Raw genomic sequence first — 15,764 nt, 5'->3', positions numbered from 1 at the left:
ATGGGCGGTTACGCCGTCCGAAGTGTCCCTCAGCCGCCTCTAGGCGGCTGTGTGTTGAAACGTCAAAGGCTTTGTCCAGCCCGGCAAAATTGCCTTTGTCAGCCGCCTCTAGGCGGCTGTGTGTTGAAACGACAGAAAGAAACAAATGAAGCAAGAACCGCAAATTCAGCCGCCTCTAGGCGGCTGTGTGTTGAAACCACGACCTGCCGGGTATGGCGGTAATCTGCCACCAATCAGCCGCCTCTAGGCGGCTGTGTGTTGAAACGGGCTATACCGAAAATGCCGATACGCCGCCGACATCAGCCGCCTCTAGGCGGCTGTGTGTTGAAACCGAAACCATAGGCGCATTGACTACCATGATTCGCTCAGCCGCCTCTAGGCGGCTGTGTGTTGAAACATTTTTAGCCTATTTGCACTTTTACAACAGATACTCAGCCGCCTCTAGGCGGCTGTGTGTTGAAACATCGTCAAAATGAAATTCCTGAATTATCGGTGATTCAGCCGCCTCTAGGCGGCTGTGTGTTGAAACAAAAAACCATCGGTAAAATTAACAGAAATATGCTCAGCCGCCTCTAGGCGGCTGTGTGTTGAAACAAACAGTTTGGCTTTGTCCAGTTCGGGAAAAATGATCAGCCGCCTCTAGGCGGCTGTGTGTTGAAACTATGTATCTGTTGTATCGCATGAATAAGCTGATGGATCAGCCGCCTCTAGGCGGCTGTGTGTTGAAACGGCTAATGCTTCGTAATATGTGCCTGTTGCTTCGTCAGCCGCCTCTAGGCGGCTGTGTGTTGAAACTCCGTCTGCTCTTTTATCTTCGCCTTTAAAACTTTCAGCCGCCTCTAGGCGGCTGTGTGTTGAAACTTTGTATGGGTTAAACGGCAAGCCGTTTTTTACTCAGCCGCCTCTAGGCGGCTGTGTGTTGAAACTCCTGCACCTACAACCCCCGAACGAAGCGATTCCACTCAGCCGCCTCTAGGCGGCTGTGTGTTGAAACTTCACTAAATTCTTTTGTTGCCATGTAGTCGTTATCAGCCGCCTCTAGGCGGCTGTGTGTTGAAACCCTAAATCAACAAATGAAATAGCGTCAGATTGAATCAGCCGCCTCTAGGCGGCTGTGTGTTGAAACTTTATCCATTCGTACATGTCATGCGCCGATAGCTTCAGCCGCCTCTAGGCGGCTGTGTGTTGAAACGGCGCGGACGACATCCGTTTCCTGCGCGAGTAGGGTAAAGGACAATCTAAATTCCCACGGCAGCTTAAAATCTTGCCGGGTCTGCACAAAAATGCCGTCTGAACAGGTTTCAGACGGCATTTTGTTTCAATCGGGAATGTCTTTGTTAAAAACGGGTTGATATTATCTGCACATATTAATATAATGATAATTATTATTAATCAAATAGAGAAAAAGTAGGGATGTGTAAACTGAATTATGGAGGCATTGCCTTGCTGCCGTTGATGCTGGCAGCTTGTGGCGGCAATTTCGGCGTGCAGCCTGTTGCCAAACCAACGCCGACCGCGCAAACCCCGTCAGATTCCAAACCTTCCAAACCTGAGGACGTTCCTACTCCGCCCCCTGCCAAACCTTCTATAGAAATCACGCCGGTCAACCAGCCCGCCGTCGGTGCGGCAATGCGGCTGTTGAGGCGGAATATCGCAACTTCTGATAAGGATGGCAATGATTTTCCAAATAGCAAACAAGCAGAAGAAAAGCTGTCGTTTAAAGAAGGTGATGTTCTGTTTTTATACGGTTCCAAAAAAGATCAACGTCAGCAGCTTGAAGATAAAATTCATCAACGAAATCCTACGGCAGGCATTACCACATCGGAAAAGGAAAATAAAAAATATGGTTATAAATTTGTGGATGTCGGTTATGTATATACTAAAAACGGAACAGATGAAATTGAGTGGACTTCAAATCACAAGCAGTTTTCTAATCGTTTTGGCTACGACGGTTTTGTATATTATTCCGGAGAACATCCTTCCCAATCTTTACCGAGCGCGGGAACGGTGCAATATTCCGGCAACTGGCAATATATGACCGATGCCATACGTCATCGGACAGGAAAAGCAGGAGATCCTAGCGAAGATTTGGGTTATCTCACTTATTATGGTCAAAATGTCGGAGCGACTTCTTATGCTGCGACTGCCGATGACCGAGAAAGGCATCCTGCCGAATATACGGTTGATTTCGATAAGAAAACTTTGACAGGTCAATTAATTAAAAATCAGTATGTGCAAAATAAGAATAATCCAGATGAACCTAAAAAACCGCTGACCATTTACAACATCACTGCCGATTTAAACGGCAACCGCTTTACCGGCAGTGCCAGTGTCAATCCTGATTTAGCGAAAAGCCATGCCAAGAAGGAGCATTTGTTTTTCCATGCCGATGCCGATCAGCGGCTTGAGGGCGGTTTTTTCGGCGATAAGGGGGAAGAGCTTGCCGGACGGTTTATCAGTAACGACAACAGCGTATTCGGCGTATTCGCAGGCAAACAAAAAACAGACGCATCAAACGCATCAGATACAAATCCTGCTATGCCGTCTGAAAAACACACCAAAATCTTGGATTCTCTAAAAATTTCCGTTGACGAGGCGGCTGATGAAAAAGCCCGTACGTTTGCCATTTCCCCTATGCCCGATTTTGGTCATCCTGACAAACTTCTTGTCGAAGGGCGTGAAATTCCTTTGGTAAACCAAGAACAAACCATCGATCTTGCCGACGGCAGGAAAATGACCGTCCGTGCTTGTTGCGATTTTCTGACCTATGTGAAATTCGGACGGATAAAAACCGACCGTCCGGCAAGTAAACCAAAGGCGAAAGATAAAGAGGAGGATGAAGAGGGTGCAGGCGTTGATAACGGCGAAGAAGACGAAGCCGTAGAAGACGAAGGCAGCGAAGAAAACGAAGCCGCAGAAAACGAAGGCGGCGAAGAAGACGAAGCTGAAGAACCTGAAGAACCCGAAGAAGAATCGCCGGCAGAAGGCAGCGGCGGTTCAGACGGCATCCCGCCCGCTCCGGAAGCTCCTAAAGGCAGGGACATCGACCTTTTCCTGAAAGGTATCCGCACGGCGGAAACGAATATTCCGCAAACTGGAAAAGCACACTATACCGGCACTTGGGAAGCGCGTATCGGCAAACCCATTCAATGGGACAATCAGGCGGATAAAGCGGCAAAAGCAGAATTTACCGTTGATTTCGGCGGGAAATCGATTTCCGGAACGCTGACGGAGAAAAACGGTGTAGAAGCTGCTTTCCATATTGAAAACGGCGTGATTGAGGGCAACGGTTTCCACGCGACAGCGCGCACTCGGGATAACGGCATCAATCTTTCGGGAAATGATTCGACTAATCCTCAAAGTTTCAAAGCCAATAATCTTCTTGTAACGGGCGGCTTTTACGGCCCGCAGGCGGAGGAATTGGGCGGTACTATTTTCAATAATGATGGGAAATCTCTTGATATAACTGAAGATACTGAACATGAAGCTGAAAATGAAGCTGAAGCTGAAGCTGGTGTTGGCGAACAGTTAGAACCTGAAGTTAAACACCAATTCGGCGTGGTATTCGGTGCGAAGAAAGATAATAAAGAGGTGGAAAAATGAATAAGAAACACGGTTTTCCGCTGACTTTGACGGCGTTGGCCATTGCAACCGCTTTTCCGGCTTATGCTGCCCAAGCGGGGGGGGCGACACCTGATGCCGCGCAGACCCAATCCCTGAAAGAGGTTACCGTCCGTGCCGCCAAAGTGGGACGGCGATCGAAAGAGGCGACCGGTTTGGGCAAAATCGTCAAAACGTCGGAAACGTTGAACAAAGAACAGGTACTCGGTATCCGCGACCTGACGCGCTACGATCCGGGCGTGGCGGTTGTCGAACAGGGCAACGGCGCGAGCGGCGGCTACTCGATACGCGGCGTGGATAAAAACCGTGTGGCGGTTTCGGTTGACGGCGTTGCCCAAATACAGGCGTTTACCGTGCAGGGATCGTTGAGCGGATACGGCGGACGCGGCGGCAGCGGTGCAATCAACGAAATCGAATATGAAAACATCAGCACGGTGGAAATCGACAAAGGTGCCGGTTCGTCCGAACACGGCAGCGGCGCGCTCGGCGGCGCGGTCGCCTTCCGCACCAAAGAGGCGGCAGACCTGATTTCAGACGGCAAAAGTTGGGGGATACAGGCAAAAACTGCCTACGGCAGTAAAAACCGCCAATTTATGAAGTCGCTCGGCGCGGGGTTCAGCAAAGACGGTTGGGAAGGGCTGCTAATCCGAACCGAACGCCAAGGGCGGGAAACGCGCCCGCACGGCGATATTGCAGACGGGGTGGAATACGGCATAGACCGTTTGGACGCGTTCCGCCAGACATACGATATTCAGAATCCGAATAAAAAGGCGGAATATTTCTTAGCGGAGGGCGAGCGTGAACCCAAGCCTGTGGCAAAATTGGCGGGCAACGGAAACTATTTGAAAAACCAGCTCAACCGCTGGGTGGAAGAACGCCGTTCAAAAGGTCAGGCTTTAAACAGTGAAGAAGAAGCGATGGTGCGGGAGGCGCAGGCGCGCCACGAAAACCTGTCCGCCCAATCGTACACAGGCGGCGGCAGGATATTGCCCGATCCGATGGATTACCGCAGCGGTTCGTGGCTTGCCAAGCTGGGCTACCGCTTCGGCGGCAGGCATTATGTTGGCGGTGTGTTTGAGGATACCAAACAGCGTTACGACATCCGCGATATGACGGAAAAACAGTATTACGGTACGAACGAGGCGAAAAAGTTTAGCGACAAGAGCGGGGTGTACGACGGCAACGATTTCCGCGACGGCTTGTATTTTAGGCCGAATATAGAAGAGTGGAAGGGCGATACAAATTTGGTCAAGGGCATAGGTTTGAAATATTCCCGCACCAAATTTATTGATGAACATCACCGCCGCCGCCGTATGGGTTTGCTGTACCGTTATGAAAACGAAGCGTATTCTGACAACTGGGCGGACAAGGCGGTGTTGTCGTTTGACAAACAGGGCGTGGCAACCGACAACAACACGCTGAAGCTGAATTGTGCCGTGTATCCTGCTGTGGACAAATCCTGCCGCGCGTCGGCGGACAAACCGTATTCCTACGACAGCAGCGACCGCTTCCACTACCGCGAACAGCATAATGTTTTGAATGCCTCGTTTGAGAAATCGCTGAAAAACAAATGGACGAAACACCATCTGACTTTGGGCTTCGGTTACGATGCTTCCAAAGCGATCTCCCGCCCCGAACAGCTTTCCCACAATGCGGCAAGGATTTCGGAACACACGGGGGAGTACACCGACGACGGCAAAGACAAGTACCGTTTGGGTAAGCCCGAAGTCGTCGAAGGGTCGGTCTGCGGCTACATCGAAACCCTGCGTTCCCGCAAATGCGTGCCAAGAAAAATCAACGGCAGCAATATCCACATTTCTTTGAACGACCGTTTTTCAATCGGCAAATATTTCGATTTCAGCTTGGGCGGCAGGTACGACCGGCAAAACTTTACCACGTCGGAAGAACTCGTCCGCAGCGGGCGGTATGTTGACCGTTCGTGGAACAGTGGCATCGTGTTCAAACCGAACCGGCATTTTTCTTTGTCTTACCGCGCCTCCAGCGGCTTCAGAACGCCCTCATTCCAAGAACTTTTCGGGATAGACATTTATCACGATTATCCGAAAGGCTGGCAGCGTCCCGCCCTGAAATCGGAAAAGGCAGCCAACCGAGAAATCGGTTTGCAGTGGAAGGGCGATTTCGGCTTTTTGGAAATCAGCAGCTTCCGCAACCGCTATACCGATATGATTGCCGTTGCCGATCAAAAAACTAAATTGCCGGATTCAACAGGACGATTGACAGAGATTGATATACGCGATTATTACAATGCCCAAAATATGTCGCTTCAAGGCGTTAATATATTGGGAAAAATCGACTGGAACGGTGTGTACGGCAAACTGCCCGAAGGTTTGTACACGACTTTGGCGTACAACCGCATCAAACCGAAATCGGTATCCAACCGGCCGGACTTGTCCCTCCGCAGCTATGCTTTGGATGCGGTACAGCCGTCGCGTTATGTTTTGGGGTTCGGATACGACCAGCCCGAGGGGAAATGGGGCGCAAACATTATGCTGACCTATTCCAAAGGGAAAAACCCTGATGAGCTTGCTTATCTGGCAGGCGATCAAAAACGATATTCGGCAGGAAGGGTTACGTCTTCTTGGAAAACGGCAGACGTTTCCGCCTATCTGAATCTGAAAAAACGGCTGACCTTGAGGGCGGCTATCTACAATATCGGCAACTACCGCTACGTTACTTGGGAATCCTTGCGCCAGACTGCGGAAAGCACGGCAAACCGACGCAGCGAAGACAGCAATTATGGAAGGTATGCCGCACCGGGCAGAAACTTCAGCCTCGCGCTCGAAATGAAGTTTTAAAGGAAATGCCGTCTGAAAGCTTGATCTGCACCCCAAAAGTCGGACTAAACCGCCAACTGATTAAGGTGCAGGTTTTTTTGATTCAATATAAACAAGATTTCCGCCGTCATTCCCGCGCAGGCGGGAATCTAGTCCGTTCGGTTTAGGTTTTTTTTGAGGTTTCGGGTAACTTCTAAACCGTCATTCCCGTGAAAGCGGAAAATCAAAAACAGAAATCTAAAATCCCGTCATTCCCGCGCAGGCGGGAATCTAGACATTCAATGCTAAGGCAATTTATCGGGAATGACTGAAACTCAAAAAACTGGATTCCCGCTTGCGCGGGAATGACGGGATTAAGTTTTCAAAATTCATCAGAAATTATTGATTTAATGGCATAAATTTTTGAGATTAAGTCATTCCAGCGGCAATTTTTGTTGCTTTAACGGGATAGGCGGTTGGCGGTTGCGATAAAGGCGGCAACTTTGGCTGGGTCTTTTTTGCCTTTAGACGCTTCCACACCGCCGGATACATCGACCGCTTCCGCTCCGGTGATGCGGACGGCTTCGCCGACGTTTTCAGGGGTCAGCCCGCCGGCAAGCACCCACGGTTTGCCCGAATATTCCGCCAACAGCGTCCAGTCGAAGCGGTGTCCGGTGCCGCCGTATTCCGAAGGATGGTAGGCATCGAACAGCAGTGCCTGAGCGTTGGGGAAGCGCGTGGCGGCGTTTCGGATGTCTGATGCCGTCTGAACACGAATGGCTTTGATATAGGGGCGGTCGAACTGACGGCAGAATGCGTCGTCTTCGTCGCCGTGGAATTGGATTAAGTGTATCGGTACTTCGGCAAGGATGCGGCGGATGCTTTGCGCGCTTTCGTTGACGAAAAGGGCGACAATGCTGACAAACGGCGGCAGTGCGGCGGTGATTTTTTTGGCGCGGGCAATATCGACGGCCCGGCTGCTGCCTTGGAAAAAGACCAGCCCGACGGCATCCGCACCTGCCGCTGCGGCGGCCGCTGCGTCTTCTGGTGTGGTGATGCCGCAGATTTTGGTGCGGATTTTCCTCATTCGGTATTCCTTTATTTGGGAAACGGCGCGCTTTTGCCGTTTCAGACGGCATTCCCGATCAGTCGATTTTGATGTATTCGACAGAAAGGATTTCAATTTCCTCACGCCCTTCCGGCGTGTTCAAAACCACCTCGTCGCCTTCGCGCGCTTTAATCAGACAACGAGCCAGTGGCGAAATCCAAGAAATTTTGTTTTGCGCGGTATCGATTTCATCGATGCCGACGATTTTGACGGTTTGCTCGCGCCCGTCACCGCGCAACAGTCCGACCGTCGCGCCGAAAAACACTTGGTCGGTCGCTTCGCGCAATTCGGGATCGACGACGACGGCAGCTTCCAAACGCTTGGTCAGGAAACGGATGCGGCGGTCGATTTCGCGCATACGGCGTTTGCCGTAAAGATAGTCGCCGTTTTCGCTGCGGTCGCCGTTGCCTGCCGCCCAGTTGACGATTTGGACGATTTCGGGGCGTTCTTTATTAACCAGTTGATAAAGCTCGTCTTTCAATGCCTGCCATCCGGCGGGCGTAATGTAGTTTTTGGTTTCGGTACTCATATTGTGTGCGGATGAAACGGGAAATGTGATGCCGATATGGGAAATGCCGTCTGAAAACCCGGCGTTCGGATTTCAGACGGCATCGCGGTTTGGGAAGCCTTATTCTTCGTCGCCCGCATCGCTGATGCTGATGCTGTGTTCCATCCTGCTCGGGTGGATTTTCAGACCGCCGCAGCCGGATTTCTCGGCAGACAGGCGGTCGAGGTAGGCATCATCGATGTCGCCGGTCTGATAAATGCCGTTGAAACAGGACGAATCGAAGGATTCGATTTTCGGGTTGAGTGCTTTGACGACGGCTTCCAAATCGCCCAAGTCTTGAAACACGATGCCGTCCGCGCTGATTTCGGCGGCGATTTCCGCCGCGCTGCGCCCGTTGGCAATCAACTCTTCGCGCGTGGGCATATCGATGCCGTACACGTTGGGATAGCGCACTTCGGGCGCGGCGGAGGCGATATAGACTTTGCGCCCGCCCGCCGCGCGTACCATTTCGACGATTTCGCGGCTGGTCGTCCCGCGCACGATGGAGTCGTCCACCAGCAACACGCTTTTGCCTGCAAATTCGGTTTCCATCGGGCTGAGTTTTTGGCGCACGGATTTTTTGCGCGTCGCCTGACCGGGCATAATAAAGGTGCGGCCGATATAGCGGTTTTTAATCAAACCCTCGCGGTAGGGTTTGTTAAGGTGGACGGCAAGTTCCATCGCGCTGGGGCGGCTGGTATCGGGGATGGGCATCACGACGTCGATGTCGTCCACGGGCAGCTCGCGTTTGATTTTTTCCGCCAAGGACACGCCCATATCCAAGCGCGATTGGTAAACCGATACGCCGTCGATTACGGAGTCGGGGCGGGCAAAATAAACATATTCAAAAAGGCAGGGGCTGAGTTTGGCGCGGTCGCTGCATTGTCGGGCGATGATTGTGCCGTCAAAGCCGACAAATACCGCTTCGCCCGGCCGGATGTCGCGTTCCAAATCGTAGGCAAGCGCGTTGAAGGCAACGGATTCGGAGGCGACGGCATAGGATTTCCTACCTGCTTCGTCGGTTTGCGAACCCAATGCCAGCGGTCGGATGCCGTAAGGATCGCGGAAGGCAAGCATACCGTAGCCCGCAATCATGGCAACCACGCCGTATGCGCCGCGCACCAGACGGTGGACTTCGGCAACAGCGTTGAAAATATTGTCGATATTGAGCCGGTGCGGATCGGCGTTTTTGGAGACTTCGCGGCGCAATTCGTGCGCGAAGACGTTGAGCAAGACTTCGGAATCGGAGCTGGTGTTGACGTGGCGCAGGTGTTTGTTGCACACGTTTTCATACAGTTCGGCGGTATTGGTGAGGTTGCCGTTGTGCGCCAAAACGATGCCGAACGGCGAGCTGACGTAGAAAGGCTGCGCCTCCGCGCTGCTGCCCGCGTTGCCCGCCGTGGGATAACGGACGTGGGCGATGCCGGCGTTGCCGGTCAAATCGCGCATATTGCGTGTGCGGAACACTTCGCGCACCATGCCTTTGCCTTTGTGCATATGGAAGGTACCGCCTTCCGCCGTTGCAATGCCCGCCGCATCCTGCCCCCTGTGCTGCAACATCTGCAAACCGTCGTACAGAAGCTGGTTCACGGGTTCATGACTGACCAAACCTAATACGCCGCACATATCGTCTTCTCCGATTCGAGGTTTAAGGGTAAAACGGAATTATAAAGCAAACGGCGGTTTTTTGCCTGAATTGTTGACAATATTTGAGCGAAGGACAGATAGGTGGTTTTATGGAGGATAAGATTTAATCTGTGATATGGCTGAGGAAAGGAAAAAAACATTTCAGACGGCATAAAAGAGAATGCCGTCTGAAACGCCAGCAGGGCAATCAATCGTCTTCCGGAGTTTCCGCCGTGCCGCCGCTATGGTTCAACACGGCTTCGGAAAGCGATACGAAAAACGGCAGTGTGTAAGATTGCCGCCATTCTTCGGTATCGGGCAGGTCGGTTTTTGAAGCAAGCATGATCAGCAGGGTAACAATCAAAACGCCTTTCAATGCACCGAATACGCCGCCCAAAATGCGGTTGGCAAAGCCCAAACCGACCGCCGAAACTGCGCCGGTCAGCAGCGAACGGAGCATTTTCTGGATCAGACAGGCAATGACGAACAGGGAAATGAACGACAGAGCCAATGCAAACAGGCGGGGTTGGAACGAGGCAAAGGCGAGGTCGGCGAAGGAGACGGCAAAGAGTTTGGCGAAAAAGAAGGAAACCACCCATGCCGCCATCGAACCTGCCTCCGCAATCACGCCGCGCATCGTGGAAATGACGATGCAGGCGGCGATGATGGCGAAGATGAGTATGTCGGCAACGGGGAGGTTATTCATTCGTTACCTGACCGGCGATGCCGTGTACGCGCAATTTGTTCAAATCGCGCTCGGCATCCCTTGCGTTTTTATAGTTGCTTGATTTGACGCGGTAAACTTTGCCGTTGTCGGTCATGATTTCGGTAATGGTCGAATCGATACCCGCCGCCTTCATTTTGCGCTGGAGGCTCAAGGCGCGTTCTTTTTCGGCATAACCTGCCTGAATGGCGGCTTTTTTACCGGATTTTTCGGATTTTTCTTTTTCGGCGGTTTTGGTCTTGTCCGCTTTGTCGGTTTTTTGTGCCGTTTCGTGTTTTTTGCCGTCCGAATGGTCTTTTTCGGCTGTTTTTTTGCCTTCAGCCTTGTCGGCTTTTTTCGCTTCTTTTACCGCGCTGTCGGATTTTGCCGTATCCGGTTTGGTTTTTTCGGCGGCAGTTTTCGGTTTGTCGGCAACTTTTTCGGCGGTTTTGGTTTCTTTGGCTTTGGGCTTGGCTTCGGCAGTGCGTTCCGCTTTTTGCGGTTTTGTTTCGGCAGTGCGTTTCGGTTTTTCAACCGCTACCGTATCCGTACTGTCGGCAGTTGCTGGCACTTTTTCGGCAGCGCGTTGTTTTGCCTGCTTCGGTGCGGTTTGGGCAGTTTCTGCCTGTTGCAGTTTCTCGGATGCTTCCAAACCTTTGATGTTGCTGTCTTCGAGGCGGTCGTTAATCAGCACCAGCGGCGCGCCTACGTTTTCAGGCTCGCTGATTTCGCTGTCGGCGACAGAAGGCTTGTCTTCGCCTGCCAAGTCCTGCGGTTTGTCGGCGGCGGTTTCCCCGTTTTCGGCGGCGGATTTCAAGGCAGGGGTTTGTGCCGCACCTGCCGCTTTGTTTTCTACGCTGCTTGTTTCGCCGGCAGTCTGTTCGGCAGGATCATTTTCGGCAGGACCGGAACTGAGTGCGGCTGCCAGCAGGATGCAGGAGGCGGCAACCAGGCAGCTTGCCGTTACGAGGCGGCGGCGGTTGCGCCGTTTGAGCTGTTCGTAACCGGTCAGGACTTCATTTTGTTTGTTTTCGGACATAGAAGTTTCCTTTTCACAGTACCGACATTACGTCGGCGACGGTATGAAATGAGCCGAAAACGACGATTCTATCGTTTTCGCCCGCTTTTGAGGCTGCCGCCCGGTATGCTTCGCGGACGGTGGCAAATGTCTGTATGTTTTCGATGCTGTGTTCGTGCAGTTTGTTTTGCAGGCTCTCGAGCGTCATGCCGCGCGGCACGTCCAAAGGCGCGATATACCATTCGTCAAACTGGTCTTTAACGGTTTCCAACACGCCGTCTATGTCTTTGTCGGACAACATGCTGAACACGGCGGTGCGTTTTTGCGCAAACGCCAAATTAATCAGGCTGCGGCGCAGGGCGCGGGCGGCGTGGGGATTGTGTCCGACATCCAACACGGTCAGCGGCCGGCCGGGCAGGACTTGGAAGCGTCCGGGATTTTCAACCAGTAACAAACCGCGCTTGATGGCACCGATGTCCACCGGCAATTTGTCGTTCAAGCATTCCAATACGGTCAGCGCGCAGGCGGCATTGGAAAGTTGGTATGCGCCGCGTAATGCGGGGAAGGGCAGGGAATTGCGGTTGCGAGCGGGGCTGTCTGAATGCTGCGGCCGGAAGCGGTAGTTCCATTGGATGTTTTCCAATGAGGAGAAATCGAAATCGCGCTGCACCATCAGCAGTTTCGCGCCTATGGCTTCGGTGTGTGCGACCAACGATTCGGGTGCGGGGTTTTGACCGCAGATTGCGGGTTTGCCGCTGCGGAACACGCCTGCCTTTTCAAAGCCGACCTGCTCGACCGTATCGCCCAAAAACGCCTGATGGTCCAAATCCACGCTGGTAACCACCGCGCAATCGCCGTCGAACACGTTGACCGCGTCCAAGCGTCCGCCCAAGCCGACTTCCAATATCATCACGTCAACCTGTTCGCGTATGAAGATGTCGACAGCCGCCAAGGCATTGAATTCAAAATAAGTTAGTGGTATTTCACCGCGCGCGGTTTCGATGCGTTCGAAGGAAGCGGTGATTGTGTCGTCCGAAACCGGCTCAGCGTTGACGGCGATGCGTTCGTTGTAACGCAATAAATGCGGGCTGGTCAGCGTACCGACTTTGAAGCCTGCCTGTTTGTAAATCTGTGTCAGGTAGGCGCAGACCGAACCTTTGCCGTTTGTTCCCGCGACAACGACGACGGGGCATTGCGGTGTCAGGTTCATGCGCTTTTTCACTTCGCCTACGCGCTCCAAACCCATGTCGATCAAGCCGCCGCTGTGGGCGGTTTCCAAATGCGAGAGCCAGTCTTGTAGTGTTTTCATGAGTGTTTCGTTTTCAAATGCCGTCTGAAATCAGTTTGGCGTATCGGTTTCGGCGGTTTTTTTCGGCTGCCGCCAAAGCACCCAGACTTTCAGCTTGCGGTAGGATTCTTTGTCCGTCATGTCGGGTATGATGCATTGGCTGACGGTTGTGCCGCCTGTGTCCCATTGTAAGAATAAGGCATAAGGCGTAACCATACTGCCGCTCGCAAGTGTTGCCGCTGTTTTGTCTTTGCCGGATACGATTTCCGCTTGTCCGTCGCGGTCGATAATGACGGAGGTTACGGCATGGCAGTGTTTCAGGTTCGTTATCCTGAGCGAGTATGCGTAACTTGCCACCAAAGCCGCCAAACCGAACCACATCATTCGGCCGTAAAACCAAGTCAGGCAGACGGCAAGGGAGGCGGCGTGGAGCGATACAGTCAGGATGTTCAGGATGCGGGACGGCCTCAATGCCGTCTGAAAGGCGCGCATAGCCTTACATCATGTTGTCGAACACGGGCGTGATGTTCAAATCCGCTTCTTCCATATCCAACACCATATCGTGGATTTCGGTATCGAAAAATTCCCAAAACGCTTTCAGGCTCATGTCTTGCGGCCATTTGTCTTTATCGATGTCCCAACCTGCCAGCTCCGCTTCAAAAATCTGGCGGTAGCGTTCGTCGAAGTAGGAAACGACGGCTTCCGGTTCGTCGAACTGCGGAACGAGGAAGACGGAACAGTTGGCGCGAAGCTGCTCTATGGTCAGATCGGGCATGTTTTCATCAGCAGATTTGAGCCATTCCAAAAAGCGTGAGGTCGGCTTGAGGACGACGGCGGTGCGGTCAACAAAATACATGGTTTTCTTTCTCAATCATCTTGCGGTGTCGGGCTATGCCGTCTGAACGTTCGGTTTTCAGACGGCATAGCATCAGTGGGTCATGACCTGTTGCAGGAACTGCTTGGCGCGTTCGTGTTTCGGGTTGGTAAAAAATGCTTCCGGCGTTTCGTCTTCGAGGATTTGCCCTTTATCGACGAAAATCACGCGGTCGGCAACTTCGCGGGCAAAACCCATTTCGTGGGTTACGCACATCATGGTCATGCCGCTTTCTGCCAAGTCTTTCATGACTTTTAATACTTCGCCGACCATTTCGGGGTCGAGTGCGGAGGTCGGTTCGTCAAACAACATCACGCGCGGTTCCATCGCCAACCCGCGCGCAATCGCCACGCGTTGCTGCTGGCCGCCGGAAAGTTGGGAAGGGAAGGCGTCTTTTTTGTGTGCCAGTCCGACGCGTTCCAAAAGCTCCATTGCCTTTTTCTCCGCCTGTTCCGCATTTTGCCCCTTAACCTTCATCGGTGCGAGGGTAATGTTTTCCAATACGGTCAGGTGGGGGTAGAGGTTGAAGCCTTGGAATACGAAGCCGACTTCTTCGCGGATTTTGTTCAAATCTGTTTTGGGGTCGGCAACGTTGACACCGTCCACCCAAATCTCGCCGCTTTCAATGCTTTCGAGCTGGTTGACGGTGCGGATGAGTGTGGATTTGCCGCTGTCCGAAGGTCCGCAGACGACGACCACTTCGCCTTTTTTGATTTCCAAGTTCACGCCGTTGATGACGTGCAGGTCTTTGAAATGTTTGTGTACGTTTTTGAATTTGATCATAGTGTCCATTCTTTTCAGGCAGTTTGAATCCGTCTGACTGATTAAGGGTAAAACTTATTCAAATCGGCAACCAATTTGGTTAACTCTTCTTGATTCGGCTTATTCATGCTCCGGTAAACTTTGACGTAGCCTTTGTCGTTTTTCATATTCACGACATAGATGACGAAACGTGTGCCGTTGAATCCTTTTTCCGCATCGCAGGTGTAGTACGTCACACCCCCGCTTTCCGCTTTTTCCAGTACGCAATCGTTTTTGCGGTAGCCTTGCTCCTTCGCTATCCAATCACGCTCAAATGAAGCCCTGTACGCGTCCGGCACGCGGACTTGGTCGACCAATAAATCATGATCGGGATTTTGGGAATAACCGTAATGGAAAATGGCATTTGAACCGTTCAATTGTGCCTCTAGCATTTGATAACGCCGGTTTTGGAAAAACGCATCGTTCGGGTTCATGCAGGCAGTTAAAAGAAAAGTCAGGAGTGCGGCTGTGTATTTCATGGTTTGTTCACTCGGGCGGTTAAAGGAAAAGTCAGGGGTACGGTTGTGTATTTTATGGTTTATTTTCTTATAAACGGTTATAAACGGTTTCAAGGCGGCTTGCCGGCAATTCAACGCACGAAATTCCGTTTGTACGCCATATGGTTTTCAATATTGGCTTTGGCATCTTTTTCATCCCAAACCTGTAATTCCCACGGATAGTAGAAATTGCTGCTGTTTTTGAAATAAATGTGTATGCCGATATAGCCGCCCGCATCGCGCAAATACCGGTTTTTCAAGCCGTATTCTGTTTTCCAGCCGTCAAGTTTTTTCAAAATTCCGATAACTGTTTCAGACGGCCTTGCCTGCCAAATAATTGCTCAACGCCACGTATTTTTCCGGCGCGATATGTTCGGCGCGGTCTTGCGGATTGATGCCGACTGCCTGCAAATCATCGTCGCCTGCAAGCTCTTTCAGATTGTTGCGTATGGTTTTGCGGCGTTGGTGGAAGGCGAGTTTCACTAGTTTAGCGAAATGCTCGAAATCGTCCGCCTTGCCGATGCGGTGTTTCACCGGAATCATGCGGACGACGGCGGAATCGACTTTCGGTGCGGGGTCGAACGATTCAGGCGGTACGTCAATCAGCAGCTCCATATCGAAAAAATATTGCAGCATCACGCCCAAACGCCCGTAGTCGTTGCTTTTCGGCGCGGCAACCATACGCTCGACCACTTCTTTTTGCAGCATAAAGTGCATATCGACGACATCGTCCGCCACCTCCGCCAGCTTGAACAAAAGCGGCGTGGAAATGTTGTACGGCAGGTTGCCGACGATTTTCTTTTTGCCTGCGATACTGTTGAAATCAAACTGCAACACATCGCCTTCGTGAATCACCAGCTTATCCGCAAACGGCAGCGTTTTCAGACGGCATACGATGTCGCGGTCG

13 protein-coding genes, 1 pseudogene and 1 CRISPR repeat array (1 of these 15 running past the window's edge) are annotated in these 15,764 nt (G+C 52.0%); of the genes and pseudogenes, 2 read left to right on the top strand and 12 right to left on the bottom strand.

The features are described from left to right. Positions 1-1,192: a CRISPR direct-repeat array (repeat unit 32 nt; unit sequence TCAGCCGCCTCTAGGCGGCTGTGTGTTGAAAC) (it extends 38 nt beyond the left edge of the window). A gap of 221 nt (positions 1,193-1,413) precedes the next feature. Further along, positions 1,414-3,603 (top strand): transferrin-binding protein-like solute binding protein, encoded by a 2,190-nt coding sequence (locus tag ACNAU7_RS02205; RefSeq protein ID WP_416300293.1) that lies wholly within the window; start codon positions 1,414-1,416, stop codon positions 3,601-3,603. Next, on the top strand, positions 3,600-6,437 hold the full coding sequence (locus tag ACNAU7_RS02200) for a lactoferrin/transferrin family TonB-dependent receptor (RefSeq protein WP_416300291.1): 2,838 nt from the start codon (positions 3,600-3,602) through the stop codon (positions 6,435-6,437). Before ACNAU7_RS02205 ends, ACNAU7_RS02200 begins: the two co-directional genes overlap by 4 nt. Positions 6,438-6,855: 418 nt before the next feature. Here the strand turns inward: ACNAU7_RS02200 and ACNAU7_RS02195 are convergent, their stop codons facing one another. The 12 genes and pseudogenes from ACNAU7_RS02195 to rsmA form a co-directional block, all read right to left on the bottom strand. Beyond that, entirely contained in the window at positions 6,856-7,482 is a 627-nt protein-coding gene (locus ACNAU7_RS02195; RefSeq protein ID WP_416300289.1) for a phosphoribosylanthranilate isomerase, read from the bottom strand. Positions 7,483-7,540: 58 nt separating this feature from the next. Then, positions 7,541-8,032, bottom strand: coding sequence for a transcription elongation factor GreB (greB, locus tag ACNAU7_RS02190; RefSeq protein WP_002236813.1), 492 nt, complete (start codon positions 8,030-8,032; stop codon positions 7,541-7,543). Between the two features lie 99 nt (positions 8,033-8,131). Then, positions 8,132-9,676, bottom strand: a complete 1,545-nt coding sequence (gene purF / locus ACNAU7_RS02185; protein ID WP_416300285.1) for an amidophosphoribosyltransferase — start codon at positions 9,674-9,676, stop codon at positions 8,132-8,134. A 208-nt stretch (positions 9,677-9,884) separates the two neighbouring features. After that, a complete protein-coding gene (locus ACNAU7_RS02180; protein WP_308018219.1) occupies positions 9,885-10,382 on the bottom strand; it encodes a CvpA family protein in 498 nt (165 codons plus the stop codon). Further along, positions 10,375-11,418 (bottom strand): cell division protein FtsN, encoded by a 1,044-nt coding sequence (gene ftsN / locus ACNAU7_RS02175; protein ID WP_416300283.1) that lies wholly within the window; start codon positions 11,416-11,418, stop codon positions 10,375-10,377. The genes ACNAU7_RS02180 and ftsN overlap by 8 nt, the downstream gene beginning before the upstream one ends. A 13-nt stretch (positions 11,419-11,431) precedes the next feature. After that, a complete protein-coding gene (gene folC / locus ACNAU7_RS02170) occupies positions 11,432-12,706 on the bottom strand; it encodes a bifunctional tetrahydrofolate synthase/dihydrofolate synthase (protein WP_416300281.1) in 1,275 nt (424 codons plus the stop codon). Positions 12,707-12,736: 30 nt separating this feature from the next. Continuing rightward, positions 12,737-13,177, bottom strand: a complete 441-nt coding sequence (locus tag ACNAU7_RS02165) for a protein YgfX (protein WP_416300279.1) — start codon at positions 13,175-13,177, stop codon at positions 12,737-12,739. A 4-nt stretch (positions 13,178-13,181) separates the two neighbouring features. Further along, a complete protein-coding gene (locus ACNAU7_RS02160) occupies positions 13,182-13,541 on the bottom strand; it encodes a hypothetical protein (RefSeq protein ID WP_416300789.1) in 360 nt (119 codons plus the stop codon). Positions 13,542-13,613: 72 nt separating this feature from the next. Then, positions 13,614-14,342, bottom strand: coding sequence for an amino acid ABC transporter ATP-binding protein (locus tag ACNAU7_RS02155; RefSeq protein WP_416300277.1), 729 nt, complete (start codon positions 14,340-14,342; stop codon positions 13,614-13,616). Positions 14,343-14,383: 41 nt separating this feature from the next. Beyond that, a complete protein-coding gene (locus ACNAU7_RS02150) occupies positions 14,384-14,839 on the bottom strand; it encodes a hypothetical protein (RefSeq protein WP_118791900.1) in 456 nt (151 codons plus the stop codon). Between the two features lie 110 nt (positions 14,840-14,949). After that, positions 14,950-15,195: pseudogene (locus tag ACNAU7_RS02145) on the bottom strand (GTP pyrophosphokinase); the annotation flags it as partial. Then, a partial coding sequence (gene rsmA / locus ACNAU7_RS02140; protein ID WP_416300275.1) for a 16S rRNA (adenine(1518)-N(6)/adenine(1519)-N(6))-dimethyltransferase RsmA occupies positions 15,170-15,764 on the bottom strand: 595 nt, incomplete at its 5' end. The gene rsmA and the pseudogene ACNAU7_RS02145, both read right to left, overlap by 26 nt.

Origin of the sequence: Neisseria sp. LACPHL-SPEC-2024-00856 (genome assembly GCF_047915665.1) — a bacterium.
Lineage (GTDB): Bacteria > Pseudomonadota > Gammaproteobacteria > Burkholderiales > Neisseriaceae > Neisseria > Neisseria polysaccharea.
This window is presented reverse-complemented; position numbering and strand designations above follow the sequence as displayed.

What these genes read in the sequence shown, in the direction of transcription:
- ACNAU7_RS02160 (WP_416300789.1), bottom strand. Translation starts at nt 13,541, where the DNA reads ATGTATTTTGTTGACCGCACCGCCGTCGTCCTCAAGCCGACCTCACGC.
- folC (WP_416300281.1), bottom strand. Translation starts at nt 12,706, where the DNA reads ATGAAAACACTACAAGACTGGCTCTCGCATTTGGAAACCGCCCACAGC.
- ftsN (WP_416300283.1), bottom strand. Translation starts at nt 11,418, where the DNA reads ATGTCCGAAAACAAACAAAATGAAGTCCTGACCGGTTACGAACAGCTC.
- ACNAU7_RS02155 (WP_416300277.1), bottom strand. Translation starts at nt 14,342, where the DNA reads ATGATCAAATTCAAAAACGTACACAAACATTTCAAAGACCTGCACGTC.
- ACNAU7_RS02195 (WP_416300289.1), bottom strand. Translation starts at nt 7,482, where the DNA reads ATGAGGAAAATCCGCACCAAAATCTGCGGCATCACCACACCAGAAGAC.
- ACNAU7_RS02165 (WP_416300279.1), bottom strand. Translation starts at nt 13,177, where the DNA reads ATGCGCGCCTTTCAGACGGCATTGAGGCCGTCCCGCATCCTGAACATC.
- ACNAU7_RS02200 (WP_416300291.1), top strand. Translation starts at nt 3,600, where the DNA reads ATGAATAAGAAACACGGTTTTCCGCTGACTTTGACGGCGTTGGCCATT.
- ACNAU7_RS02205 (WP_416300293.1), top strand. Translation starts at nt 1,414, where the DNA reads ATGTGTAAACTGAATTATGGAGGCATTGCCTTGCTGCCGTTGATGCTG.
- greB (WP_002236813.1), bottom strand. Translation starts at nt 8,032, where the DNA reads ATGAGTACCGAAACCAAAAACTACATTACGCCCGCCGGATGGCAGGCA.
- ACNAU7_RS02180 (WP_308018219.1), bottom strand. Translation starts at nt 10,382, where the DNA reads ATGAATAACCTCCCCGTTGCCGACATACTCATCTTCGCCATCATCGCC.
- ACNAU7_RS02150 (WP_118791900.1), bottom strand. Translation starts at nt 14,839, where the DNA reads ATGAAATACACAGCCGCACTCCTGACTTTTCTTTTAACTGCCTGCATG.
- purF (WP_416300285.1), bottom strand. Translation starts at nt 9,676, where the DNA reads ATGTGCGGCGTATTAGGTTTGGTCAGTCATGAACCCGTGAACCAGCTT.